The 25,650-nt window shown below is 65.0% G+C and carries 24 protein-coding genes; 19 read left to right on the top strand and 5 right to left on the bottom strand.

The features are described 5' to 3' along the window. Positions 1-17 precede the first annotated feature (17 nt). Positions 18-971, bottom strand: a complete 954-nt coding sequence (gene gshB, locus ACSSVC_RS01650) for a glutathione synthase (protein WP_346633230.1) — start codon at positions 969-971, stop codon at positions 18-20. Between the two features lie 236 nt (positions 972-1,207). Between gshB and pilG the strand changes: the two genes are divergently transcribed. The 6 genes from pilG to ACSSVC_RS01620 all read left to right on the top strand — a co-directional run bounded on the left by pilG (position 1,208) and on the right by ACSSVC_RS01620 (position 11,236). Beyond that, positions 1,208-1,612, top strand: coding sequence for a twitching motility response regulator PilG (gene pilG, locus ACSSVC_RS01645; RefSeq protein ID WP_025131048.1), 405 nt, complete (start codon positions 1,208-1,210; stop codon positions 1,610-1,612). A 57-nt stretch (positions 1,613-1,669) separates the two neighbouring features. Next, entirely contained in the window at positions 1,670-2,035 is a 366-nt protein-coding gene (gene pilH, locus ACSSVC_RS01640) for a twitching motility response regulator PilH (RefSeq protein WP_011064000.1), read from the top strand. An 11-nt stretch (positions 2,036-2,046) separates the two neighbouring features. Beyond that, a complete protein-coding gene (locus ACSSVC_RS01635) occupies positions 2,047-2,586 on the top strand; it encodes a chemotaxis protein CheW (RefSeq protein ID WP_253128481.1) in 540 nt (179 codons plus the stop codon). A 140-nt stretch (positions 2,587-2,726) separates the two neighbouring features. Further along, entirely contained in the window at positions 2,727-4,790 is a 2,064-nt protein-coding gene (locus ACSSVC_RS01630; RefSeq protein WP_346633229.1) for a methyl-accepting chemotaxis protein, read from the top strand. A gap of 55 nt (positions 4,791-4,845) precedes the next feature. Continuing rightward, positions 4,846-10,749, top strand: a complete 5,904-nt coding sequence (locus tag ACSSVC_RS01625) for a hybrid sensor histidine kinase/response regulator (RefSeq protein ID WP_492611934.1) — start codon at positions 4,846-4,848, stop codon at positions 10,747-10,749. Further along, positions 10,742-11,236 (top strand): chemotaxis protein CheW, encoded by a 495-nt coding sequence (locus ACSSVC_RS01620; RefSeq protein WP_492611933.1) that lies wholly within the window; start codon positions 10,742-10,744, stop codon positions 11,234-11,236. The genes ACSSVC_RS01625 and ACSSVC_RS01620 overlap by 8 nt, the downstream gene beginning before the upstream one ends. A gap of 28 nt (positions 11,237-11,264) precedes the next feature. On the opposite strand, the gene ybiA is transcribed toward ACSSVC_RS01620, so the two are convergent. Further along, entirely contained in the window at positions 11,265-11,825 is a 561-nt protein-coding gene (gene ybiA, locus ACSSVC_RS01615; RefSeq protein ID WP_346633226.1) for a riboflavin biosynthesis intermediates N-glycosidase, read from the bottom strand. A 193-nt stretch (positions 11,826-12,018) separates the two neighbouring features. On the opposite strand from ybiA, the gene mdcA reads away from it, so the two are divergent. From mdcA to madM, 9 genes are all read left to right on the top strand, one after another. After that, positions 12,019-13,695, top strand: a complete 1,677-nt coding sequence (gene mdcA, locus ACSSVC_RS01610) for a malonate decarboxylase subunit alpha (RefSeq protein ID WP_346633225.1) — start codon at positions 12,019-12,021, stop codon at positions 13,693-13,695. Then, the gene (locus tag ACSSVC_RS01605; protein WP_346633224.1) at positions 13,695-14,570 is read left to right on the top strand and encodes a triphosphoribosyl-dephospho-CoA synthase; all 876 of its coding nucleotides are present in this window, start codon (positions 13,695-13,697) and stop codon (positions 14,568-14,570) included. The genes mdcA and ACSSVC_RS01605 overlap by 1 nt, the downstream gene beginning before the upstream one ends. Continuing rightward, positions 14,570-14,869, top strand: coding sequence for a malonate decarboxylase subunit delta (locus ACSSVC_RS01600; protein ID WP_047289704.1), 300 nt, complete (start codon positions 14,570-14,572; stop codon positions 14,867-14,869). The genes ACSSVC_RS01605 and ACSSVC_RS01600 overlap by 1 nt, the downstream gene beginning before the upstream one ends. Next, complete coding sequence (locus ACSSVC_RS01595; RefSeq protein ID WP_346633223.1) at positions 14,862-15,713, top strand: biotin-independent malonate decarboxylase subunit beta; 852 nt, start codon at positions 14,862-14,864, stop codon at positions 15,711-15,713. Before ACSSVC_RS01600 ends, ACSSVC_RS01595 begins: the two co-directional genes overlap by 8 nt. Continuing rightward, positions 15,710-16,513, top strand: coding sequence for a biotin-independent malonate decarboxylase subunit gamma (mdcE, locus tag ACSSVC_RS01590; RefSeq protein WP_492611932.1), 804 nt, complete (start codon positions 15,710-15,712; stop codon positions 16,511-16,513). Before ACSSVC_RS01595 ends, mdcE begins: the two co-directional genes overlap by 4 nt. Next, positions 16,510-17,136 carry a malonate decarboxylase holo-ACP synthase gene (locus tag ACSSVC_RS01585; protein ID WP_492611931.1) on the top strand — a complete coding sequence of 209 codons (627 nt, stop codon included), beginning with the start codon at positions 16,510-16,512 and terminating at the stop codon, positions 17,134-17,136. Before mdcE ends, ACSSVC_RS01585 begins: the two co-directional genes overlap by 4 nt. Continuing rightward, positions 17,133-18,068, top strand: coding sequence for a malonate decarboxylase subunit epsilon (gene mdcH, locus ACSSVC_RS01580; protein WP_446439358.1), 936 nt, complete (start codon positions 17,133-17,135; stop codon positions 18,066-18,068). The genes ACSSVC_RS01585 and mdcH overlap by 4 nt, the downstream gene beginning before the upstream one ends. Positions 18,069-18,135: 67 nt before the next feature. Further along, positions 18,136-18,552 (top strand): malonate transporter subunit MadL, encoded by a 417-nt coding sequence (gene madL, locus ACSSVC_RS01575; protein WP_123726637.1) that lies wholly within the window; start codon positions 18,136-18,138, stop codon positions 18,550-18,552. Position 18,553: 1 nt separating this feature from the next. After that, a complete protein-coding gene (gene madM / locus ACSSVC_RS01570) occupies positions 18,554-19,318 on the top strand; it encodes a malonate transporter subunit MadM (RefSeq protein ID WP_123726636.1) in 765 nt (254 codons plus the stop codon). 100 nt (positions 19,319-19,418) lie between these two features. On the opposite strand, the gene ACSSVC_RS01565 is transcribed toward madM, so the two are convergent. Next, the gene (locus tag ACSSVC_RS01565; protein ID WP_346633218.1) at positions 19,419-20,339 is read right to left on the bottom strand and encodes a LysR family transcriptional regulator; all 921 of its coding nucleotides are present in this window, start codon (positions 20,337-20,339) and stop codon (positions 19,419-19,421) included. Between the two features lie 155 nt (positions 20,340-20,494). Between ACSSVC_RS01565 and trhA the strand changes: the two genes are divergently transcribed. Beyond that, positions 20,495-21,112 carry a PAQR family membrane homeostasis protein TrhA gene (gene trhA, locus ACSSVC_RS01560; protein WP_346633217.1) on the top strand — a complete coding sequence of 206 codons (618 nt, stop codon included), beginning with the start codon at positions 20,495-20,497 and terminating at the stop codon, positions 21,110-21,112. Positions 21,113-21,203: 91 nt separating this feature from the next. Here the strand turns inward: trhA and ACSSVC_RS01555 are convergent, their stop codons facing one another. Continuing rightward, the gene (locus tag ACSSVC_RS01555) at positions 21,204-22,109 is read right to left on the bottom strand and encodes a LysR family transcriptional regulator (protein ID WP_346633216.1); all 906 of its coding nucleotides are present in this window, start codon (positions 22,107-22,109) and stop codon (positions 21,204-21,206) included. A 106-nt stretch (positions 22,110-22,215) separates the two neighbouring features. On the opposite strand from ACSSVC_RS01555, the gene ACSSVC_RS01550 reads away from it, so the two are divergent. From ACSSVC_RS01550 to ACSSVC_RS01540, 3 genes are read left to right on the top strand one after another with little or no spacing between them, the layout of a single operon-like run. Beyond that, positions 22,216-23,457, top strand: coding sequence for a D-amino acid dehydrogenase (locus tag ACSSVC_RS01550; protein WP_404937838.1), 1,242 nt, complete (start codon positions 22,216-22,218; stop codon positions 23,455-23,457). A 21-nt stretch (positions 23,458-23,478) separates the two neighbouring features. Then, positions 23,479-23,829, top strand: a complete 351-nt coding sequence (locus ACSSVC_RS01545; protein WP_015637347.1) for a RidA family protein — start codon at positions 23,479-23,481, stop codon at positions 23,827-23,829. Positions 23,830-23,858: 29 nt separating this feature from the next. Continuing rightward, on the top strand, positions 23,859-24,761 hold the full coding sequence (locus tag ACSSVC_RS01540) for a transporter substrate-binding domain-containing protein (protein WP_446439357.1): 903 nt from the start codon (positions 23,859-23,861) through the stop codon (positions 24,759-24,761). Positions 24,762-24,848: 87 nt separating this feature from the next. On the opposite strand, the gene ACSSVC_RS01535 is transcribed toward ACSSVC_RS01540, so the two are convergent. Then, a complete protein-coding gene (locus ACSSVC_RS01535; protein ID WP_346633213.1) occupies positions 24,849-25,568 on the bottom strand; it encodes a 16S rRNA (uracil(1498)-N(3))-methyltransferase in 720 nt (239 codons plus the stop codon). Between the last annotated feature and the right edge of the window lie 82 nt (positions 25,569-25,650).

Below are 25,650 nucleotides of genomic sequence, written 5' to 3'. Positions count from 1 at the left end.
TGCTTGGTTGTTCTACATCACTTGGCTTTGAGCTTCTGATCGATGGCATCCATCAGCAGTGCGCCGATGTTGGTGCCGAAGGCATTGTCGATTTCACGGATGCAGGTGGGGCTGGTGACGTTGATTTCCGTCAGGTGCTCGCCGATCACGTCGAGGCCGACGAATAGCAGACCCTTGGCCCGCAGGGTCGGGCCGACCTGGGCGGCAATCCAGCGGTCCTTGTCGCTCAGTGGGCGGGCTTCGCCACGACCGCCAGCGGCCAGGTTGCCACGGGTTTCACCGGCCGCCGGGATGCGCGCCAGGCAGTAATCCACCGGTTCGCCGTCGATCATCAGGATGCGCTTGTCGCCGTCCTTGATGGCTGGCAGGTAGGCCTGGGCCATGATCTGCTGGCTGCCGAGCATGGTCAGGGTTTCCAGGATCACCGACAGGTTCGGGTCGCCGGCGCGGTGACGGAAGATCGAGGTGCCGCCCATGCCGTCCAGGGGCTTGAGAATCACATCGCCATGCTGGGCTGCGAACTCGCGCAATACATCGGCGCGACGGCTGACCACGGTGGGTGGGGTGCACTGGGGGAACAGCGTGGCAAACAGCTTTTCATTGCAGTCACGCAGGCTCTGGGGCTTGTTCACCACCAGCACGCCGGCGCTTTCGGCCTGTTCCAGCAGGTAGGTGGAGTAGACGAACTCCATGTCGAAGGGCGGGTCCTTGCGCATCAGGATCACGTCCAGATCGCTCAAGGGGCAGTCGATCTCGGCATCCAGCTCGAACCATTTCTGCGGGTTGGCGAAGACTTGCAGCGGACGCATGCGGGCCCGGGCCACGCCGGCGCCCTGGTACAGGTCGCGCTGCTCCATATAGAAGAGGGTCCAGCCGCGCTCCTGGGCGGCCAGCAGCATGGCCAGCGAGCTGTCCTTCTTGTAGGAGATACTGGCGATAGGGTCCATGACAATCCCGACGCGAACGCTCATGGGTGGATTCCTTTAAGAAAATGAGTGGAAGCAAGGCAAAAAAAGTGGCGTCAGAGTGGCGCTGACAGGGGCCTGGGTCAAGGAAAAACCACTGCCTGGCGTGGTCCATAGATTGCAGGGGGGAGAGTGTGCTAAAAAGGCTCGCATGCCGGGCCGAAGCCTTGAAGTTCAAGGGTTTGGGGCGTTGGCCAGCGGTACCGGATCAAATCATTCGCTGGGGCGATGGCAGAGCAGATATGGAACAGCATTCCAATGCCTTGAAGGTGATGGTGATCGACGATTCGAAGACGATTCGCCGCACGGCCGAAATGCTGTTGAAGAACGTCGGCTGTGAAGTCATTACCGCAGTGGACGGCTTCGAAGCGCTGTCGAAGATCGTCGACCACCACCCCGGAATCATTTTCGTCGACATCATGATGCCGCGGCTCGACGGTTATCAGACCTGTGCGCTGGTGAAGAATCACAGCGCGTTCAAGTCCATTCCCGTGATCATGCTGTCCTCCAAGGACGGCCTGTTCGACAAGGCCAAGGGGCGCATCGTCGGCTCCGATCAGTTTTTGACCAAACCCTTCAGCAAGGAAGAACTGCTGAGCGCAATCAAGGCCCACGTTCCGGACTTTGTCGCGCTTGCGCCACAGTAGACACGCACAACGGCGTCCGGCCAGCGGGCTGCGCGCCTATACCGTATGGGGAAGACCATGGCTCGTATTCTGATCGTCGATGACTCGCCGACTGAAATGTACAAACTCACCGGCATGCTGGAAAAGCACGGCCATGAAGTGCTCAAGGCCGAGAACGGTGCCGACGGCGTGGCCCTGGCCCGGGAAGAAAAACCCGACGCCGTGCTGATGGACATCGTCATGCCCGGTCTCAATGGCTTCCAGGCCACCCGCCAGTTGACCAAGGATGCCGAGACCAGCCACATCCCGGTGATCATCATCACCACCAAGGATCAGGAAACCGACAAGGTCTGGGGCACCCGCCAGGGCGCCAAGGACTACCTGACCAAGCCGGTGGACGAAGAGACTCTGATCAAGACCCTGAACAACGTCCTGGCCGGCTGACCGCCCCGGCCATGAGCGAATCCCAGACCGCCTTCGAGCTGCTGCTGGAGATCGACCAGCGCTGTCGCCTGCTGGCCGCCGACCTGCCGTCCCAGGAAACCCGCCAGCACAGTTGGAGCGGTATCGGTTTTCGCCTGGGCGAGCACTGGTATGTCGCGGCCATGGGCGAGATCAGCGAAGTCCTGCACGAGCCGCGTTACACCCTGCTGCCCGGGGTCAAGCCCTGGGTCAAGGGCGTGGCCAACCTGCGCGGACGCCTGCTGCCGATCATGGACCTGTGCGGTTTTTTCGGTCATGAACTGTCGCCCCTGCGCAAGCAGCGGCGAGTGCTGGTGGTGGAGTACAAAGAACTGTTCGCCGGCCTGCTGGTGGATGAGGTAGCCGGCCTGCAGCACTTTGCCCAGGACAGCCTGGAGCCCGGCCTTGGCGGGTTCTGCGACGCAGCGATCAATCCCTACCTGCAAGGGCAGTTTCGTCGTGATCAGGTCTGGCAGGTGTTCAGCCCCTTTGCCCTGGCCCGTTCTCCCGAGTTCCTGGAGGTGGCGGCGTGAATGCTTGCCCGGTGCCTGTGCAGCCCTTTTGCAGTGCCATGGCAGGCTCGTGCCTTCCTGGATCAACCCATGCTGCCCTGGCGATGCGTGCGTCCCGGGGACCCGAATGCGGGACCGCCCGCTCGCCACAGGCCTGATCGATGACCAAAGCCAAAACCGGAAAGCCCCTGGAAGGCTCCCGCAGTCGCTCGCAGATCATCGTGCTGTTCATCGCACTGATCGTGTTCATCATGCTGCTGTTCGCCAACTTCGCTTACCTCAATACCCAGGCCACCTACGACAAGCAGTACATCGGCCATGCCGGCGAGCTGCGGGTGCTGTCCCAGCGCATCGCCAAGAACGCCACCGAGGCGGCGGCGGGCAAGGCCGCGGCGTTCAAGCTGCTGGGAGATGCGCGCAACGACTTTGCCCAGCGCTGGGGCTATCTGAAGAAGGGCGACCCGGCCACTGGCCTGCCCGGCGCCCCGGTGGTCCTGCGTCAGGAAATGCGCGCCGTGCAGCTGGACTGGGAAAAACTGCTGAAGAACACCGACGCGATCCTGGCCAGCGAACAGACGGTGCTGTCCCTGCATCAGGTGGCCGCGACCCTGGCGGAAACCGTGCCGCAGTTGCAGGTGGAATACGAAAAGGTGGTGGAGATCCTGCTCCAGCGCGGCGCCCCGGCTGCCCAGGTGGCCATGGCCCAGCGCCAGTCGCTGTTGGCTGAACGGATTCTCGGTGCGGTGAATACGGTGCTGGCCGGCGACGAAAACGCCGTGCAGGCCGCCGATGCCTTTGGCCGTGATGCCGCGCGTTTCGGCCAGGTGCTCAACGGCATGCTGCAAGGCAACCCGGGATTGAAGATCAGCCAGGTCGAAGACCCCGACGCCCGGTCTCGTCTGGCGGAGATTTCCGAACTGTTCGAGTTCGTTTCCGGTTCCGTGGACGAGATTCTCGAAACCTCTCCCGAGCTGTTCCAGGTGCGCGAGTCGGCGAGCAACATCTTCAGCCTGTCCCAGACCCTGCTGGACGAAGCTTCGTTGCTGGCCACCGGCTTCGAGAACCTGGCCGGCAGCCGCAAGTTGGACACCATTGGTGGCTACGTCCTGGGCCTGCTGGCGCTGGCGTCGATCATTCTCATCGGCCTGGTGATGGTCCGTGAAACCAACCGCCAACTGCGGGAAACCGCCGAGAAGAACGAGCGCAACCAGAACGCGATCATGCGTCTGCTGGACGAGATCGAGGACCTGGCGGACGGCGACCTGACGGTGACCGCCTCGGTCACCGAGGACTTCACCGGCACCATTGCCGATTCCATCAACTATTCCGTCGACCAACTGCGGGACCTGGTGGCCACCATCAACCTCACTGCCGGTCAGGTGGCCGGTGCGGTGCAGGAAACCCAGGCCACCGCCATGCAACTGGCGGAAGCCTCGGAACACCAGGCGCAGCAGATTTCCGAAGCCTCCACGGCGATCAACGACATGGCGCAATCCATCGACCAAGTCTCGGCCAACGCCGCGGAATCCTCGGCGGTGGCCGAGCGCTCGGTGGAGATCGCCAACAAGGGCAACGAGGTGGTGCACAACACCATCCACGGCATGGACAACATTCGTGAACAGATCCAGGACACTGCCAAGCGCATCAAGCGCCTGGGTGAGTCCTCCCAGGAAATCGGCGATATCGTCAGCCTGATCGACGACATTGCCGACCAGACCAACATCCTGGCCCTCAACGCGGCGATCCAGGCCTCCATGGCCGGGGATGCCGGGCGCGGTTTTGCCGTGGTGGCCGATGAAGTGCAGCGGCTGGCGGAGCGTTCCTCGGCGGCCACCCGGCAGATCGAGACCCTGGTGCGGGCGATCCAGACCGACACCAACGAAGCGGTGATCTCCATGGAGCAGACCACCACCGAAGTGGTGCGCGGTGCGCGTCTGGCCCAGGACGCCGGTGTGGCCCTGGAAGAAATCGAGGGCGTATCCAAGACCCTGGCGGCGCTGATCCAGAGCATCTCCAATGCGGCCCAGCAACAGACCTCCTCGGCCGGACAGATTTCCCTGACCATGAACGTGATCCAGCAGATCACCTCGCAAACCTCGTCCGGCTCCACCGCGACCGCCGAGAGCATCGGCAACCTGGCGAAGATGGCCAGCCAACTGCGTCGCTCTGTGTCCGGCTTTACCCTGCCGGCGACCCGGGGACCGGCCCCGAATGACAACCGCTGACGCTGGGAACCCGTTTGCGATCTGGCGAGCACAGAAGGTTTTGACTGGAGTGGTTATGGTTGACCGGCATGACTATGTGGCCCTGGAATGGGTCAAGGGCGAAATTGCCGAGACCTTGAAACAGGCCTATCAGGCACTGGAGCACCTGGCGGACGAGCCCCAGGCCCTGGATGCCCTCGGCCAGTGCCTGGAGGGGATTCATCAGGTCCATGGCAGCCTGCAGATGGTGGAGTTCTACGGTGCCGCGCTGCTGGCCGAGGAAATGGAGAAACTCGCCCTGGCCCTGCAGCAACAGCGGGTAGCCCAGCGTGACGAAGCCCTGCGCCTGCTGCGCCAGGCCATCAGCCAGTTGCCCCAGTACCTGGACCGGGTGCAGAGCGCGCGGCGCGACCTGCCGTTGGTGGTGCTGCCGCTGCTCAACGACCTGCGCAGCGCCCGAGGTGAAAGCCTGCTTTCGGAAACCAGCCTGTTCAGCCCGCAATTGCCCAGCCTGCCGCCTCTTTCCGACAAGGTCCTGATGGCCCTGGAACCCCTGGAGTTCCCGACCCAGTTGCGCAAGCTGCGACACATGCTGCAGACCGCGCTGGTGGACCTGCTGCGTGAACAGGACGCCGAAAGTTGCCTGGGCCATATGGCCAAGGTCTTCGAGCGCCTGGAGGCCCTGTGCCAGGATGCGCCGCTGGCGCCTTTGTGGCATATCGCCTCGGCCCTGGTGGAAGGCATGCGCCAGAACGAGATCGCCAACAGCCCGGCGGTGCGCAGCCTGCTCAAGGACGCCGAAAAGGAGCTCAAGCGGCTCCTGGAGCAGGGCATGCCCGGCATCAACCAGGCGGCTCCCGCCGAGTTGCTCAAGAGCCTGTTGTTCTACATCGCCAAGGCGCGCCATCCCACCCCATTGATGCTGACCATGAAAGAACGTTACGGACTGGACGACGCCTTGCCCGACAGCGCGGTGGTCGACGAGGAACGGGCCCGCATGGCCGGCCCCGATCGCGACGCCATGCGTTCGGTGCTGGCAGCGTTGTGCGACGGCCTGGTGCGGGTCAAGGAGCGCCTCGATCTGTTCGTGCGCAGCGATCGCCAGCACGCCGGCGACCTGGACAGCCTGCTGTCGCCGCTGCGGCAGATCGCCGACACCCTGGCGGTGCTGGGGTTCGGCCAGCCGCGCAAGGTGATCATCGACCAGTTGGCGGTGGTCCAGAGTCTGGCTCAGGGCCAGCGGGCGCCGGACGACGCGGTGTTGATGGACGTGGCCGGTGCCCTGTTGTATGTCGAGGCGACCCTGGCCGGGATGGTCGGCACTGTGGAGCCGGAGAGTCGTGAAGAAAGCCGTCTGCCCACCACCGACCTGACCCAGATCCACCAACTGGTGATCAGGGAGGCGCGGCTCTGCCTGCAGCAGGCCAAGGACCTGATCATCGAGTGCATCGAAGGTGACTGGGAGCGCGAGCCGCTGATTTCGGTACCGGAGCTGCTGACCCAGGTGCGCGGTGCCCTGGCGATGATTCCGCTGCCCCGTGCGGCCAGCCTGATGGAAGCCTGCAACCAGTTCATCATCGAGCATCTGCTGCTGGCGCAACCCCGCCCTGACTGGCAGCAACTGGACCACCTGGCTGACGTGATCACTAGCCTGGAGTACTACCTGGAGCGCTTGAGCGAGGACCATGAAGCCCCGGGGGAAAAGATCCTCGACGTTGCCGAGCAAGGTCTGGCCGCCCTCGGTTACGTACCGGTGGAACAGGTGCCGTTGCTGGATCAGCCCCTGAGTCCCAACGAGGCCCAGGTCATGCAGGACCTGGATGATCCCCAGATGGTGCAGTCCCTGGGGGATGTGCTGGCGGTGCCGGTATCGGCCCTCAACCCGCCGGCCCTGATCACCCCGGGCAGTCTGCTGCCGCCACCTCGGGACGAGGAGCCCGTGGACGACGAACTGCGGGAAGTGTTCCTCGAAGAAACCGAGGAAGTGCTGGAAATGCTCCGCGAGTACCTGCCGCGCTGGGCGGCCGATCCCCAGGGCAAGTCCGCCCTGAGTGAGTTGCGCCGGGCCTTTCATACCCTCAAGGGCAGCGGCCGCATGGTGCGAGCGCTGGTGCTGGGGGAGTTGGCCTGGGCGGTGGAGAACCTCCTCAATCGAGTACTGGAACATAGCGTGGCCCCCGGTACTGAGGTCCTGCAGCTGGTGGAGGACACGCTGCAGCTGTTGCCTGAGTTGATCGCCGAATTCGCCGTCCAGGCTCAGCGTCAGCGCGATGATGTCGATCGCCTGGCGGCGCGTGCCCATGCCCTGGCCAAGGGCGCCGAGGAGCCCGCCAATGTGCCGCTGGACGACGCCCTCGACCCGCAGTTGCTGGAGATTTTCCGCACCGAGGCCCAGACCCACCTGGACAGCCTCAACCGCTTTCTCGATCAGGCCGCCGAGCACGTGCCGCTGCAGGCCAGCGATGAACTGCAACGTGCCCTGCACACCCTCAAGGGCAGCGCCTCCATGGCCGGAGTGCTGCCTATCGCCGAGCTGGCCGGGCCCTTCGACCAACTGGCCCGCGAGTACCGGGCGCACCTGATTCCCCTGGACCTGGACGAAGTGGAACTGTTGCTGGAGGCCGAAGGCCTGCTGCGCCGTGGCCTGCGGCAGCTGGACAGTGATCCGCTGGCGCCCATCGACGGTGCCCGTTCATTGGTCGGTCGCGCCCTGGCGCTGCTGGGGGAGCGTCTGGAGGCACTGCTCAACGCCCCGGACAGTGCCCCCCGGGCCAAGCGCGATCCGCAACTGATCAATAACTTTCTAGCCCAGGGCATGGACATCCTGCTGGATGCCGAAAGCCTGTTGCGGCGTTGGCAGCAGCATCCCGGCGAGCGCCAGGAGCTCAGCGCCTTGCTGGATGAACTGACCACCCTCGGCGAAGGCGCGCACCTGGCCGACCTGCATCCGGTGGATGAGCTGTGCGAGGCCCTGCTCGATCTCTATGGCGCCGTGGAGGAAAGCAGCCTGGCGGTCAGCGAGGGCTTCTTCCAGGAAGCCGAAAGCGCCCATGAAGCCTTGATCAACATGCTCGACGAACTGGCGGCGGGCCAGGAAGTCAGCCCGCGGCCGGAGCGGGTCGAGGCCCTGCGCGCACTGCTGCACCAGGGCCTCGATCCGTCCGCTACCGGTTTGATCAGGAGCGATGGCAGTCGCGTCTTGAGTATCAGCGAGCTGGGGGCGGCCACCGCTCGCCTGGAGCAGGTTTCAGCTCCTTCGCAAGCCGATGACGAGATCGTCGAAATCTTCCTCGAAGAAGCGGTGGATATCCTCGAAAGCGCCGATCAGGCCCTGCAGCGCTGGCTGGCCGATCCCGAAAATGCTGCACCGCTGTCGTCCCTGCAGCGGGACATGCATACCCTCAAGGGCGGTGCGCGCATGGCCGAAGTGGCCCCGGTGGCAGAGTTGGCCCATGAGCTGGAGTCGCTGTACGAGGGGCTGGTGGACCGACGCTACAGCCACAGTCAGCATCTGGGCCTGCTATTGCGCAGCAGCCATGAGCAATTGGCGCTGCTGCTGGAGCAATTGCAGGGGCAGCGGCCGCTGGACGATTCCCGGGCCCAGGTCGATGCCGTGCGGGCCTACCGGCAGCAGGCTGCGAGCCCTGCGGAGCCGGCGCCGAGCGCGGCGCAGGAAGACAGTGCCGGTCAGGACCCGGAGCTGCTGGAGATCTTCCTCGAAGAGGGCTTCGACATCATCGACAGCTCCGCCGCGGCCCTGGGTCGCTGGCAGGCCGACCCCCAGGCCCGCCAGGAAGTGGAAACCCTGCTGCGGGACCTGCACACCCTCAAGGGCGGTGCGCGGATGGTGGAAATTGCCCCCATCGGCGATCTGGCCCACGAGCTGGAATTTCTCTGCGAAGGCCTGTCCGCCGGCCTGCTGCAACCCAGCCCGGCGCTGTTCACCCTGTTGCAGAAAAGTCACGATCGCCTGGCGCAGATGCTCGACGCCGCCCGGGCCGGCCAGCCCATCGAGGCGGCGCAGAAGCTCATCGATGCCATCCACGACCTGAGCCATCCCCGTGTGCCGTCCACGCCTGGTGTGCCAAGCCCGTTGCCGGCGAGCAAGCCCGAGCCTGTTGCACCCGCTCCGGAAGCGGCGGCAGCCGGGGACATGGTCAAGGTATCGGCGGAGTTGCTGGACGATCTGGTGAACCTGGCCGGGGAGACGTCGATCTTCCGTGGCCGCATCGAACAACAGGTCAACGATGCCCGAGTGGCCCTCGGCGAGATGGAAACCACCATCGAACGGATGCGCGACCAACTGCGCCGCCTGGACACCGAGACCCAGGGACGGATTCTCAGCCGCCAGCAGGTGGAGGCCGAGCGCCTGGGCTACGAGGAGTTCGACCCCCTGGAAATGGATCGGCACTCGCAGTTGCAGCAGCTGTCTCGGGCCCTGTTCGAGTCGGCTTCGGACTTGCTGGATCTCAAGGAAACCCTCGACCGGCGCAACCATGACGCCGAGAACCTGTTGCAGCAGCAGGGGCGCATCAATACCGAATTGCAGGAAGGCCTGATGCGCACCCGCATGGTGCCTTTCGAACGCATGGTGCCAAGGCTCAAGCGCATCGTGCGCCAAGTGGCCGAAGAGTTGGGCAAGGACGTGGCATTCGTGGTGGGCAACGCCGAGGGGGAAATGGACCGCAACGTCCTCGAACGCATGGTCGCGCCCCTGGAGCACATGCTGCGCAACGCCGTGGACCACGGCCTGGAATCCGTCGAGGCGCGGCTTGCCGCCGGCAAGCCGCGACAGGGGCGGATCACCCTCGACCTGTCCCGGGAGGGCGGCGACATCATCTTCGACATGCGCGACGACGGTGCCGGGGTGCCCCTGGAGGCGGTGCGCAACAAGGCCATCAAGCGCGGCCTGCTGGACCCGCAGGCGCCCATCAGCGACCGCGAGGTGCTGCAGTTCATCATGCAACCGGGCTTCTCCACCGCCGAGAAGATCACCCAGATCTCCGGGCGCGGCGTGGGCATGGACGTGGTCCATGAAGAAGTGCGCCAACTGGGCGGCAGCATGAGCATCGATTCGGTTGCCGGCCAGGGGGTGCATTTCCGTATTCGTTTGCCATTCACCGTTTCGGTCAACCGGGCATTGATGGTGCAGTGCGCCGACGAGCAGTACGCCATCCCGCTGAACACCGTGGAAGGCATAGTCCGGGTCCTGCCGGGTGAGTTGGACGCCTATTACCAACTCGACCCGCCGCGCTATGAATACGCCGGCCAGCGTTATGACCTGTGCTACCTGGGGGAGCTGCTGCACACCGTGCCGCGACCCAAGCTCCTGGGCCAGGTACTGCCGTTGCCGGTGCTGCTGGTGCATTGCAACGAGCAGCGCATCGCGGTGCAGGTGGACACCACGGCCGGCACCCGGGAGATCGTGGTCAAGAGCCTGGGGCCACAGTTCGCGGCGGTGCAGGGCCTGTCCGGCGCGACCATTCTTGGCGATGGCCGGGTGGTGCTGATTCTCGACCTGCTGGCGCATATCCGCGCACAGCAGTTGCAGGCGCCCGTGCCGCGTCCGGCCGGGGAGGAGGCGGTCAGCGAGGTGGAGCCGCCGCGGCCGATGCTGGTGCTGGTGGTGGACGACTCGGTGACCGTGCGCAAGGTCACCAGCCGCTTGCTGGAGCGCCACGGCATGAACGTGCTCACCGCCAAGGATGGAGTCGATGCCATGGCGGTGCTGGCCGAGCACACCCCGGACCTGATGCTGCTGGATATCGAGATGCCGCGCATGGACGGTTTTGAAGTGGCGATCCAGGTGCGCAACGACCCCCGTCTGCAGCGCTTGCCGATCATCATGATCACCTCCCGGACCGGTCAGAAACACCGCGACCGGGCCATGGCCATTGGCGTCAACGACTACCTCGGCAAGCCTTATCAAGAGTCGGTGTTGCTGGAAAGCATCGCCCTGTGGAGCAAGAACCATGCTTGATCACCGCTCCAGCACCCTCACCGGGCTGCTGCTGCCCCTGGCCGACCGCACCCTGATCCTGCCCAACGTGGCCGTGGCCGAGTTGATCGACTATCAGCAGGGCACCTTCGACCTGGATTCACCGCCCTGGTACCTGGGCCGGGTGCTGTGGCGCGAGCGGCGGATTCCGCTGATCAGCTTCGAGTCGGCCTGCGGCGGCAGGACCGTGATTGGCGAGCGGGCTCGCATCGTTGTGCTCAATGCCCTGGGTGGGCGCCCGGAACTGAAGTTCATCGCCTTGCTGGTGCAGGGCATTCCCCGCTCCTGCAAGCTCGACAGCCAACTGAGCTATGTCGACGTGCCCCTGGCGCCCCTGGAGAAAGCGGCAGTACAGGTGGCCGAGCTGGTGGCCAAGGTGCCGGACCTGCAGGCGCTGGAAGAGTTGCTGGTGGAGGCCCTTCAGGGGCTGTTCGCCGGCAAGCCGGCTCCTACCCAACACCGCCTGTAGGCGCTGGCTTGCCAGCGAACGCAGCGCCTCAGGCCGTACGCAACCTGTCCCGCACTTCCATCAGCGCATAGCCCAGCAGGTTCAGGCCGCGCCATTGTTCCGGCCGGCTGGCCTTGGCGTCGTCGGCGGCCAGGCCGATGCCCCAGATCCGGTCCACCGGGCTGGCTTCCACCAGCACCTGATCCCGGGTGGACCGCAAGTACTCACCCAGGGCCGAGTGCTGGCTGAACTTGGCCAGGTTGCCGCGCACCACGATGTCGAAGCGCGCCTCAGTCCAGCGGGCGTCGTCGAAGCCGCGCACCTCACGCCCCAGTTGCTTGACGTCAGCGGGTGTCACCGCCTTGAGAATTCGCCCGTGGGTTTCCCGGTCGTCGAACAGCAAGGCCTTGCCGGCCATCATGAAGTGCTCGGCGCTGGGATAGTGGATGCCCTCGATCTCGAAACCAGCGTCAAACCACTGGCTGAAGCAACTCGGGGAAATGCGCCCGTCCCGGGTCGGCTGGTGCCCCCAGAACATCAGGTAGTCGGGCTTCAGGCCGTGCGTGATCTGTTCCAGCAACGCCTGGTTCGAGCGAATCGGTGTGTCCATGCTGACTCTCATCATTGTCTGCTCAGGCCATGGGTTGGCCGGTCCGGTGGGCATTGTGTACCGAGAGCGAGAAACGGCGCCATTGGCGTGGCAATCGTTACGCTCAGCGTAACTATCCAGCGCCGGGCTTGATTGATGCCCCAGGGTTTCACTCCTATGGTGACTGCCACGACAGCGAACCCGTGGAGTGAGCATGACAACAACAATATCCCCCGACGCGCGCTGGTCGCGGCGGCGCAGCGAAAAGCAGCGGCGCCTCGAACAGGTGCGGGCCATCGCCGATGGCGTGGTGTTGCCGAGCGACAAGATTGTCGCTGCCCTGGAAGCCCTGATCCTGCCCGGCGACCGGGTGGTGCTGGAGGGCAATAACCAGAAGCAGGCGGACTTTCTGTCTCGGTCCCTGGCCAAGGCCGACCCGGCCAAGCTGCATGACCTGCACATGATCATGCCCAGCGTCGGTCGTGCCGAGCACCTGGACCTCTTTGAGCGCGGCATCGCCCGCAAGCTGGACTTCTCCTTCGCCGGCACCCAGAGCCTGCGCATCAGCCAGTTGCTGGAGGACGGGCTGCTGGAAGTCGGCGCCATTCATACCTACATCGAACTCTATGCGCGGCTGGTGGTGGATCTGATCCCCAATGTGGTGCTTTCCGCCGGGTTCATGGCCGACCGCGCCGGCAACATCTACACCGGCCCCAGTACCGAGGACACGCCCGCGCTGATCGAGCCGGCGGCCTTCAGCGACGGCATTGTCATCGTCCAGGTCAACCAGTTGGTGGATGACGTCAGCGAACTGCCCCGGGTGGATATTCCCGCGTCCTGGGTGGATTTCGTGGTGGTGGCCGACAAACCGTTCTACATCGAACCGCTGTTCACCCGCGATCCGCGGCATATCAAGCCGGTGCACGTGCTGATGGCGATGATGGCGATCCGCGGCATCTACGAAAAACACAATGTGCAGTCGCTGAACCACGGCATCGGTTTCAACACCGCGGCCATCGAGCTGATCCTGCCCACCTACGGCGAATCCCTGGGGCTCAAAGGCAAGATCTGCCGCAACTGGACCCTCAATCCCCATCCGACCCTGATCCCGGCCATCGAAAGCGGCTGGGTGCAAAGCGTGCATTGCTTCGGCACCGAACTGGGCATGGAGAACTACATCGCTGCGCGCCCGGACGTGTTCTTTACCGGCCGCGACGGTTCCCTGCGTTCCAACCGGATGTTCTGCCAACTGGCCGGGCAATACGCGGTGGACCTGTTTATCGGCGCCACCTTGCAGGTCGATGGCGATGGCCATTCCTCCACCGTGACCCGTGGCCGTCTGGCCGGTTTCGGCGGGGCACCGAACATGGGCCACGACCCGCGCGGGCGGCGTCACGGTACTCCGGCCTGGCTGGACATGCGCGTCGACCAGAGCGATGCGCCCCAGGCCATGCTGGAACGGGGCAAAAAGCTGGTGGTGCAGATGGTGGAAACCTTCCAGGAAGGCGGCAAGCCGACCTTTGTCGAAACCCTCGACGCAGTGGAAGTCGCGCGCAAGAGCGGCATGCCCCTGGCGCCGATCATGATCTACGGCGACGACGTTACCCACCTGCTGACCGAGGAAGGCATCGCCTACCTGTACAAGGCCCGCTCCCTGGAAGAACGCCAGGCGATGATTGCCGCCGTGGCCGGGGTGACCGCCATCGGCTTGCGCCACAACCCCAAAGACACCGCCCGCATGCGCCGTGAAGGGCTGATCGCCTTGCCCGAAGACCTCGGCATCCGGCGCACCGATGCGAGCCGCGAGCTTCTGGCAGCGAAAAGCGTCGCCGATCTGGTGGAGTGGTCGGGTGGCCTGTACAACCCGCCCGCCAAGTTCAGGAGCTGGTAATGCACGCATTCAACCTGCAATCACACACCCTGAGTCTGGCCGAACGCCTGGCGGACCTGGCGGTGGACGCGCTGATCGATGAGGCGGACCTGTCGCCCAAGCCGGCCCTGGTGGACCGTCGCGGCAATGGCGCCCATAGCGACCTGCACCTGGGCTTGATGCACGCTTCGGCCTTGTCACTGTGGCCGGCCTTCAAGGAAATGGCCGAAGCGGCGCTGGAGTTCGGCGAAGTCGGCCTGCCCTTGCGCGAAGCCTTGGGCCGTATTGGCCGCGAAGGCGAGCAGGCCATGCTCGCCACCACGGCGGGGGTGAACACCCATCGCGGAGCGATCTGGGCCCTGGGCCTGCTGGTGGCTGCGGCCGCGCTGGAACCCCGATCCACAGGGGCCGGCAGCGTTGCGCTGCGGGCCGCGCGTCTGGCCCTGCTGGAGGATCGTTATGCACCACGGCCCTTGAGTCATGGCGCCCAGGTGGCGCTGCGCTACGGCGTGCGCGGCGCTCGGGAAGAAGCCCAGCAAGGCTTCCCCGCGGTGCTGCAACGGGGGCTGCCCCAGCTCAAGCACAGTCGTGCCCAGGGCCACGGCGAACAGAACGCCCGGCTCGATGCCTTGCTGGCGATCATGAGCCGGCTGGCGGACACCTGCGTGCTGTATCGCGCCGGTGAACAGGGCTTGCAGGCCATGCAACAGGGCGCCCAGGCGGTGCTCGATGCGGGCGGCAGCGCCAGCCTCGCCGGTCGTCGGCGTTTGCATGAGCTGGACCTGCAACTGCTGACCTTGAATGCCTCGCCCGGCGGTGCCGCTGATTTGCTGGCGGCCAGCCTGCTGTTGGACCGGATCGAATCCGCCGACGCCTTTATCCAGGGAGCGCTGTAATGGAAACCTTGTCTTTTGAATTCCCCGCCGGCCAGCCTGGCCGTGGCCGCGCCCTGGTGGGCTGTGTCGGCTCCGGTGACCTGGAAGTGCTGCTGGAGCCGGGCCAGCCCGGCAAGCTGACGATCCAGGTGCAAACCTCGGTCAACGGCAGTGCTTCGCGCTGGCAGCACCTGTTCGAACGCATGTTCGACGGCCAGACGCCACCTGCGCTGCTGATCGACATCCATGATTTCGGCGCCACTCCCGGGGTGGTGCGCCTGCGCCTGGAACAGGGCTTCGAGGAGATCGGCCATGACTGACAGCGCAGGTTTGTTGAGCAAGCACAGCTTCGTCGAACTGGGCGCCCGGCAGCGGGCCCGGGCCTTGCTGGATGCCGGCAGTTTTCGCGAGCTGCTGGACCCGTTCCAGCGGGTCATGTCGCCCTGGCTGGCGCGTCAGGGCGTGGTGCCCCAGGCCGACGACGGCGTGGTAATCGCCAAGGGCAGCATCGCCGGTTTGCCGGTGGTGATAGCCGCCATCGAAGGCGCGTTCCAGGGCGGCAGCCTGGGTGAAGTGGGCGGGGCGAAGATCGCCGGGGCCCTGGAACTGGCCGCCGAGGACAACCGCAACGGCATCCCGACCCGCGCCGTGCTGCTGCTGGAAACCGGTGGCGTGCGCTTGCAGGAAGCCAACCTGGGGCTGGCGGCGATTGCCGATATCCATGCGGCGATCGTCGATTTGCGTCAGTACCAGCCAGTGATCGGTCTGGTGGCCGGTAGCGTCGGCTGTTTTGGCGGCATGTCGATTGCCGCCGGGCTGTGCAGTTATCTCGTGGTCACCCAGGAAGCGCGCCTGGGGCTCAACGGCCCGCAAGTGATCGAACAGGAAGCCGGGCTTGAGGAATACGACTCCCGGGACCGGCCGTTCATCTGGAGCCTGACCGGCGGCGAGCAGCGTTTCGCCAGTGGCCTGGTGGACCGTTACGTGGCCGACGATGTGGCGCAGATCCAGGCTCAGGTCCGCGAGTTGCTGGCCCTTGGCTTGCCCGAGCGGCAACGCAGCCGCGAGGCCGATCTCTACCTGCAACGTCTGGCCCGCCTGGACACGGCACCGCAGATCGATGCGGCGACGGTTCGCGATCTGTATCAAGGAGACCGCTCATGAGTGCTTGTTCCCTGAGGGGCCTGAACTGGCTCCAGGCCTTGAGTGGCAGCGCCGCTCCGGTTGCCGGCCTGCCGCCATCGTTGCGGGTGGCCGACGCCGAACTGGGTGGCCAGCCGGCCCGCTTTATCGCCGTGGTGGCCGACCCGGACAATCGTTTTCCCCGCGCCCGCCAGGGTGAAGTCGGACTGCTGGAAGGCTGGGGCCTGGCCAAGGCCGTGGAGGAGCTGATCAGCACTGACCGCGATCAGCCGCACAAGCGAGCGCTGATCGCCATTGTCGATGTGCCGAGCCAGGCCTATGGCCGTCGTGAAGAGGCCCTGGGCATCCATCAGGCCCTGGCCGCCGCTGCCGACAGCTACGCCCGGGCGCGGCTGGCCGGGCACCCGGTGATTGCCCTACTGGTGGGCAAGGCCATGTCCGGGGCCTTTCTGGCCCACGGTTATCAGGCCAACCGTTTGATCGCCCTGCGCGATCCCGGGGTGATGGTGCATGCCATGGGCAAGGCGTCGGCGGCGCGGGTCACCCTGCGCAGTGTCGAGGAGCTGGAAGCCCTGGCCGCCAGCGTGCCGCCCATGGCCTATGACATCGACAGCTACGCCAGCCTCGGGCTGCTCTGGGAAACCCTCTCGGTCAGGCAGATCGAACAGCCGACGGTGGAGGATCTGACGGTCGTCCAGGAATGCCTGCTGGCGGCGATTGCCGATGTGCGGGCCAAGGGGGCCGACCTCGGCAGTCGCCTGGGTGCGGTGAACCGGGCGGCGTCGAGCCGGGTCCGCCAATTGCTGCGGGAACAGTGGTGAACGGGCTCGGTCCTTGGCTGCCCCACGATCTGCTCTGGGGCATGACCCCCGGGCAGCTGGCGGCCGATGCTCCGGACTGGGCCTTTGCGGTATTGGAGGCAGGGCAGCCGGTGGTGGTGCGGCGGGCCCTGGCCGCCCCCGGGCTGATCGCCGTGGGGCTGCGGGGCACGTCTCGGGAGCAGCGCTATCCGGCGCTGCTGGCGCTGGAGTCGGTGCAGCGGGGCGTGCGTCCTGAGGATCTGTGCCATGTGCCTTTTTCACAGCCCTGGCCGGCGCTCCGGGCGCTGCAGCAACTGCGCAGCGCACTGGACGCTCTGGGCCTGGCTTGGGGCGTCAGTGGCAGCGCCGGTTTCGAGCTGGCCTCTGGAGTCCAGGCGTTGCATCAACTGAGTGATCTGGATCTGATCCTGCGCACCGACGAGCCTTTTACCCGGCTCCGGGCCTGTGAGTTGCTGGGGCTGCTGGACAGCGTCGGTTGCCCGGTGGACCTGCAATTGCAGGTGCCGGCCGGGGCCCTGGCTTTGCGCGAGTGGGCGGGATCGGCGCAACGCGTGCTGCTCAAGAGTGCCCGGGGCGCCAGGCTGGTGAGCGATCCCTGGTGCGCCCTGGAGTGTGCCGCATGAGTAGCTTGCTGGTGTTTCCCGGCCAGGGCGCGCAGCAGCCGGGGATGCTCCGGCGCTTGCCGCAGACTCCTGAGGTGCTGGCTTGCCTGCAAGAAGCCTGCGAGGTGCTGGGCGAGGATGCTCTGACTCTGGATTGCGCAGAGGCCCTGGCCACTACCCGCGCAGTGCAGTTGTGCCTGCTGATCGCCGGGGTGGCTAGCGCCCGGACCCTGCTGCGCTCGGAAGCCACGGTGAACTATGTAGCGGGCCTGTCCATTGGCGCCTATCCGGCGGCGGTGGTGGCCGGGGCCCTGGAGTTCGCCGACGCCTTGCGGCTGGTGAGCCTGCGGGGCGAACTGATGCAACAGGCTTATCCACAGGGTTATGGCATGACCGCGTTGATCGGCCTCGATCTGGGCGCGGTGGAAGGGCTGCTGGCCCAGGTTCACAGCCCGCAGAGGCCGGTGTACCTGGCCAATATCAATGCCGACAACCAGGTGGTGATCGCCGGCAGCGATGCGGCGATGCACGCCGTGGCCGAATTGGCCCGGGGTTGCGGGGTCGGTGTGGCCAGGCGCCTGGCCGTCAGCGTGCCGTCCCATTGCCCGTTGCTGGAACAACCGGCCCGGACCCTGGCCGCCGCTTTTGCCGCGGTGTCTTTGCAGGTGCCCAGGCTGGGCTACCTGAGTGGCAGTCGGGCGCGGCCGATGCGCTCGGTGGAGCAGCTGCGTGACGACCTGGCCTTCAACATGTGCCGGGTCGTGGATTGGCGCGGCACCGTACAAAGCGCCTACGAGCGCGGGGTGCGCCTGCAGATCGAGCTGCCGCCTGGTGCGGTGCTCACCGGACTGGCACGCCGGGTGTTTGAACAAGGTTCGGTGATCGCCTTCGACGGCGCGCGCCTGGACACCTTGCAGGCGCTGTTGCGTGAGGAGGGAAGCCGCGACCGATAGAGCACCGACTCAGGCTGACGAAGCACAAAAACAACAACTTCGACGATGCACTTTGAGGACAACAACAATGATTATCTACGGTGTGGCCTTGCTGGCGATCTGTACGCTGGCGGGCGTGATTATCGGTGACATGCTCGGCGTGTTGCTGGGAGTGAAGTCCAACGTCGGTGGGGTCGGTATCGCCATGATCCTGCTGATCTGCGCGCGCCTGTGGATGCAAAAGCGCGGCGGCATGACCAAGGATTGTGAGATGGGCGTCGGCTTCTGGGGTGCCATGTACATCCCGGTGGTGGTGGCCATGGCCGCCCAGCAGAACGTGGTCACCGCGTTGCACGGCGGGCCCGTCGCCGTGTTGGCCGCCATAGGTTCGGTGGTGCTCTGCGGTTGCACCATTGCCTTGATCAGCCGGACCCACAAAGGCGAGCCATTGCCGGCCGAGCCGTTGGAGCCGGGCGCTGACGCCGCTCCGGCAGGGGGGCGCTGACATGTGGGATCTGATCGAGAAAGGCCTGGAACACAATGGTCTGGTCACGGCCTTCGCTTTCGTCGGGGTGATCATGTGGATCTCGGTGCTGCTGTCCAAGCGCCTGACATTCGGCCGCATTCACGGCTCGGCGATCGCCATTGTCATCGGCCTGGTGCTGGCCTGGGTCGGCGGCACCGTGACCGGTGGACAGAAGGGCCTGGCGGATCTGGCATTGTTCTCCGGTATCGGCCTGATGGGCGGGGCTATGCTGCGGGACTTTGCCATCGTCGCCACGGCCTTTGAGGTGCAGGCCACCGAGGCTCGCAAGGCTGGGATGATCGGTGCAGTGGCGCTGCTCCTGGGCACGGTGCTGCCGTTCATTGTCGGTGCGAGCATTGCCTGGGCTTTCGGTTACCGTGATGCGGTGAGCATGACCACCATCGGCGCGGGGGCCGTGACCTACATCGTCGGCCCGGTGACTGGCGCGGCCATTGGTGCCAGCTCCGATGTGGTGGCTTTGTCGATTGCCACGGGCCTGATCAAGGCCATCCTGGTGATGGTGGGCACGCCGATGGCGGCGCGCTGGATGGGCCTGGACAATCCACGTTCGGCGATGGTCTTTGGCGGTCTGGCCGGCACGGTCAGCGGGGTGACAGCGGGGCTTGCGGCAACCGACCGGCGGCTGGTGCCTTACGGCGCCTTGACGGCAACCTTCCACACCGGCCTGGGTTGCCTGCTGGGGCCGTCGCTGCTGTTCTTCATCGTCCGCGGCCTGGTGGGATAACCCCCTGTAGGAGCCGGCTTGCCGGCGAACAGGCCCCTGAGACGTGCGCCGCTCTTGCGGACGCCTTCGCTGGCAAGCCAGCTCCTACGGGCGCGCGGTGTCAGGACGGGGCTTGGCGGTTGGCGTACATCCGGCATTCGGCCAGCAGTGCCAGCAGGTTCGGGTCGCGTTCCTTGGCCTTGAGAAACACCACGCCGATATGTTGCTGCAGGCGGTAGCGCGCCTGCAGCGGTATCAGTTTCACGCGGTTCTCGTAGACGGCCGCGATCCTCCCCGGCAGCAAGGCGTAACCCACCCCTGAGCTGACCATGCTCAGCAAGGTGAAGATGTCGTTGACCTGCATCGCTACCTTGGGTTCGAACCCCGCCTGCTTGAACACCCGCACCCCGTCCTGATGGGTGGCAAAGCCCTGGGTCAGAGTGATGAAGGTGGCATCCCGTACGTCCGCCAGGTCCACTTCGTGCTGCTGGGCGAAGGGCGAATCGGCGGGGGTGGCAAGGAAAATATCGTCGGAAAACAGTGGCAGTTGTTCGCAGTCCGGGTCGTTGACGCTGTCGTCCAGGGAAATCAGGATGGCGTCCACTTCCATGTTCTTGAGCTTGTACAGCAGGTCGATGTTGGAGCCCAGGATCAGGTCGATGTTCAGTTCGCTGCGGCGCAGCTTCAGGCCCATGATCAACTGCGGCACGGTTTTCACCGTCAACGAGTAAAGCGCGCCGAGCTTGAAACGTTCTGCCGAGAAGCCCGCTGCTTCACGGGTCAGGCGCACGCTCTCGACCACGTCCTGGACCAGTTTCTGGGCCCGCTCTTCCAGTACGAAGGCGCTTTCCAGCGGCGTCAGATTGCGCCCCTCGTGCTTGAACAGCGGGCAGCGCAGAGCGCTTTCCAGGGAGTGGATGGCCCGGTGCACGCTGACATTGCTGGTCTGCAACTCGGCGGCGGCGCGGGCCAGATTGCCGGTGCGCATGAAGGCCAGAAACACTTCGAGCTTTTTCAGGGTCAACTCTTCGTCGATGAGCATGGTCCGGACTCTGATGATGAGGGGCTGATGATGCCCGATGAGTCAGGGCGTGGCCGCTGGTTTTTTATTGGCCGCGCCCGAATAGACATATTGCGCTTTCAAGCTGCAGGCCTGAGCCTTGCGTGTTTTTTCAATGTTTCAAGGGTGAGCGACAGATGTATCACGGAGAAAGATTCAACGCCTGGACCCACTTGCTGGGAGCGATCGCCGCATTCGTCGGCGGGATCTGGCTGGTGGTGATGGCCAGTCTCGATGGCGACCCGTGGAAGATCGTCGGTGTGGCGATCTATTCCTTCACCTTGCTGGTGCTCTACAGCGTGTCCACGGTCTACCACAGCGTGCGTGGGCGGGCCAAAGGCATCATGCAGAAGGTCGATCACTTTTCCATCTACCTGCTGATTGCCGGCAGTTACACGCCGTTCTGTCTGGTGACCCTGCGAGGGGTCTGGGGCTGGACCCTGTTCGGGATTGTCTGGGGGCTGGCGCTGATCGGCATCCTCCAGGAGATCAAGCCGCGTTCCGAGGCGCGGATTCTGTCCATCGTGATCTACGCGGTCATGGGCTGGATCGTGCTGGTGGCGGTCAAGCCGCTGCTGGCGGCTTTGGGCCTCGCCGGTTTTGCCTGGCTGGCCTCGGGTGGGGTGCTGTACACCGTGGGCATCATCTTCTTTGCCCTGGATAGCCGACTGCGCCATGCCCACGGGATCTGGCACCTGTTTGTGATCGCCGGCAGCCTGCTGCACTTCATCGCCATCCTGTTCTACGTCCTGTAGGAGCCGGGCGGTTGTAGGAGCCGGCTTGCCGGCGAAGGGGCCTTCGGGATTTGCGCCGGGCTTGTGGGCGCTTTCGCTGGCAAGCCAGCTCCTACAAGGGACGGTCGAGTTGGGCTTGGGCCTGGCGGGAGAATATCTCCAGCAGGCTGGCCAGGGTGTGGGGCGGCGGTTCGGCGGCGCGGGTCACGGCGTACAGGGTGATGGGCAGGGGCGGGCTCAGGGGACGGATGGCGGTGCTGGCCGGTGAAGCGCCCAGGGCGGTGAAGGGGTCGATCAAGGCCAGCCCGGCACCGGACTCCACCATGGCCCGGGCCAGGGAGTAGGTCTGTACGGCAATGCTCACCCGAGGCGGCGGTTCCACGGTCTTGAGGTAGCTGTCGAGCCGGGCCGACAGCGGATCGGTGCTGCTCAGGCCAATCAGCGGTGCATCCGCCAATTCCATCAGGGCCAGTGGCTGGCCCCGGGTTGGCTCAGGCCAGTAGTCCAGCGGTGCCAGGGCCACCAGTACGCCCTGGGCCAGGGCCTGCCCGTTCAAGCCGGGGTGATCCGGCCGCTGCAGGGTCAGGGCCACATCGATTTCCCGCATCAGCAGGTTCTGCACCAGTTCGCGACTATGGGCACTGGACAGTTCGCACAGGCTGTCCGGGTAGCGGCGGGTCCATTCGCTGATGGCCGGTGGCAGCAGCGCCAGGGCCAGGGCCGGGGTGGCGCCGATGCGCAGGCTCAGGCCCGGTGTCCGGCGCAGGTTCTGCGCCAGCCGCCGTACCCCTTGCAGGCTTTCGCTGACCTTGTCCACTTCCCGCTCCAGCTCCAGGGCTTCGGGCGTGGGCTGCAACTTGCCTCGTACCCGCAGGAACAACGGAAAACCCAGTTGCAGTTCGGCGTGCTGCAGGACCTTGCTCACTGCCGGCTGGGAGACGTGCAGCAGCTGCGCGGCGCCGCTGATGGAGCCGGTCTGGCGAATGGCCTGGAAGATTTCGATGTGACGCAGTCGCATGGGCAGTCCATAACCTTTGTTTATGGGTGGTCCATCTTTATTCATTGTTCGGCGCCTGTCACCTGCCCCTAACCTTGCGTCATTCAACAAGCGGTCGGGGACGGTCATGAGTCAGCGGGTTTGCATCATCGGCGGTGGAGTCATTGGCCTGGCCAGCGCCTATGCCCTGGTTCGTCAGGGCCTGGAAGTGACGCTGGTGGAAGCCCAGGACGCCCTCGGCAGCCAGACCAGCTTCGCCAATGGCGGACAGTTGTCCTATCGCTATGTCGCGCCCCTGGCTGATGCCGGTGTGCCTTGGCAGGCCCTGGGCTGGATGCTCAAGGGCGACTCGCCGCTCAAGCTGCGCCCGCGCCTGGACCCGGCGCAATGGCGTTGGTTGGCGGGGTTTCTCGGTGCCTGCCGGCACTCGGTGAACCAGCGCAATGGCGCCCACCTGCTGCGTTTGGCATTGCTCAGCCAGAGCACCCTGCAACGCTGGCGCGAAGAGGATGGCCTGCAGGGCTTCGACTGGCGGCGCAACGGCAAGCTGGTGACCTTTCGTGAGCCCGGCAGCTTCGAGCATGCTCGGCACAACCTGGCGGACAGCCGCCAGCAGCAGGTGTTGTCCGCCGCCGAATGTTCCGCGCTGGAGCCGACGTTGGGCGACAGGTCTTTTGTGGGCGGCATCTACACCCCCGACGAGGAAGTGGCCGACTGTCACGCGTTCTGCCAGCAACTGGCGGCGCGGCTGCGGGCTTCCGGGCGTTGCGAGATGCTCCTGGGCCAGCGAGTCCGGGCCATTCATCACCAGGGCGACCGGGTTCAGGCCATCGATCTGGGCGACCGGCACTTACCTGTGGAGCACTTGGTGCTGGCGGCCGGTCACCGCAGCGCCGAGCTGCGCCTGCCCGGGCTCAAGCTGCCGCTGTATCCGCTCAAGGGCTACAGCCTCAGCGTGCCCATCGGCCCGCAGCACCGGGCGCCGGATATCAGCATCACCGACTACAACCGCAAGATCGTCTACGCCAGGATCGGCCAGCAATTGCGGGTGGCGGCCATGGTCGACATCGTCGGCTTCGACCCGTCCCCGGACCCGGCTCGGCTGGCCTTGATGCGGCGTCAGGCCGAGCAGACCTTCGCCGCCGCCGGTGATTATGCGGCAGCCATCGAATGGGCCGGTATGCGTCCCGCCACTCCCAGCGGCGTGCCGCTGATCGGAGCCACCGCCTATCGCAATCTGTGGCTCAACCTTGGCCACGGCGCGCTGGGATTTACCCTGGCCTGCGGCAGTGGCCAGCTGCTTGGCGAACTGATCGGCCAGCGTTCCACCAGCATCGACATGCAGGGCCTGGCGCCCCGCGTCGCCTGAATGTTCAACAGGAGTCTTCAGATGAGTATCCAGCGTATCCACAGCAACAATCGCCTCAGCGGCGCCGTCACCTTTGCCGAACTGGTGTTCCTTTCCGGCCAGGTGCCGGGCTCTAGCAGCGACATCGGCGGTCAGACCCGGGAGGTCCTGGAGAAGATCGACGCCTTGCTGGTCGAAGCCGGCAGTGACAAGGATCATCTGCTCAGCGCAACGCTCTACCTCAAGGACATCCAGGCGGACTTCGCGGCCATGAACGTGGTCTGGTCGGCCTGGCTGTCTCCGGGCCAGGCACCGGCTCGCACTACCTTGCAGGCGGCCCTGGCACGTCCGGAGATCCTCATCGAAATCAGCGTCATCGCTGTTCGCCGCTGAATCACTTCTACCCACAACGGAGAATAACAATGCATAAGATCACGTTGCTCGGCTGCACCCTGGGACTGTTGTTCAGCGCCATTTCCAACGCCAGCGAAGTGCCCCTGGACGGCACCCTGGCCAAGATCGCCAATAGCTCCACCATTACCTTGGGTTATCGCGATGCATCGGTGCCGTTCTCCTATGTCGGCGACAACAGTGGCCAGCCCATGGGGTATTCGGTGGAACTGGCGGGCAAGGTGGTGGAGCGCATCCAGCAACAGTTGCACCTGCCCAAACTCGCAGTGAAGTACAACCTGGTGACCTCCCAGACGCGCATTCCCCTGGTGCAGAACGGCACCGTGGACCTGGAGTGCGGTTCCACCGGCGTGACGGCCGAGCGGCAGAAGCAGGTGGCGTTTTCCTATGGCTTCATCTACGTCAAAGGTCAGTTGCTGACGGCCAAGGACAGCGGAATCAAAAGCTTCGCCGACCTGCGGGGCAAGAACGTGGTGACTACGGCGGGAACCACCAACGAGCGTTTTCTCAAGAGTTACAACGTCGAGCATAAGATCGACATGTTCGTGATCAGCGCCAAGGACCACGGCGAGGCGTTCCAGATGCTGCAGTCGGGGCGTGCGGCGGCGTTCTATATGGATGATGCGCTGCTTTACGGCGAGCGGGCCAAGGCGCGGGACCCACACAACTGGGTCGTGGTGGGGGAGGAGCAGTCGCGGGAGATCTACAGCTGCATGGTGCGCAAGGATGACCCGCAGTTCCTGGCCCTGGTCAACGGCGTCCTGGCGGATCTGTATCGCAGTGGAGAGATCAACGGCATCTATCAGCGCTGGTTCCAGCAGCCGATTCCGCCCAAGGGCCTGAATCTGGAGTTCCCCATGACTGCCGAGCTGAAGGCGATCATTGCCCAGCCCACCAGTGACCCGGTGCAATAACCAGCGAAGGTGACTTTGAGACGTGCACAGGACTGATGGGCGCCTTCGCTGGCAAGCCAGCTCCTACCCAAACCGGCCTTGCTGGGCTCAGAAATCGCCCCACAGTTGCTGGGCCACGGCCAGGGCGACCACGGGGGCGGTTTCGGTGCGCAGCACGCGAGGGCCAAGGCGGGCGGGCAGGAAGCCTGCGCCGTGGGCCTGCTCCACTTCGGCATCGGACAGGCCGCCTTCCGGGCCAATCAGGAAGGCCAGGGTCTGCGGTTTGGCATGGCTTTCCAGAGGTTGGGCCACCGGATGCAGGACCAGTTTCAGGTCCGCCTGAGTCTGCTTGACCCAGTCCGCCAGCAATACCGGTGGATGAATCAGCGGAACGCGGGAACGACCGCATTGCTCACAGGCGCTGATGGCCACCTGGCGCCAATGCAGCAGGCGTTTGTCTGCGCGTTCGTCCTTGAGCCGTACTTCACAACGCTCACTGAAGATCGGGGTGATTTCACTGACCCCAAGCTCGGTGGCTTTCTGGATCGCCCAGTCCATGCGCTCGCCCCGGGACAGGCCCTGGCCCAGGTGAATCTGCAGTGGTGATTCGTCCTGGCCGGCAAAGCTTTCATCCAGCTGGACCCGTACCCGCTTCTTGCCCACTTCCACCAGCGTGCCGCGAAACTCCATGCCCGAGCCGTCGAACACCTGTAGCGCATCACCTTCGGCCATGCGCAGCACGCGTCCGATGTAATGGGCCTGGGCTTCCGGCAGTTCATGTTCGCCGAGGCTCAAGGGGGCATCGATAAAGAAGCGGGACAATCTCATCTGGTTTCTCTGTTGAATGTGAATCGGTAAACAGCATTCCATGGCGAGGGAGCTTGCTCCCTCGCCACAGTCAATGAACCGC

The sequence above is a fragment of the Pseudomonas sp. E1BtOHC1 genome (assembly GCF_058744285.1).
Note: the sequence above shows the minus strand (reverse complement) of the source record. Positions and strands in the feature narration are given on the sequence as shown.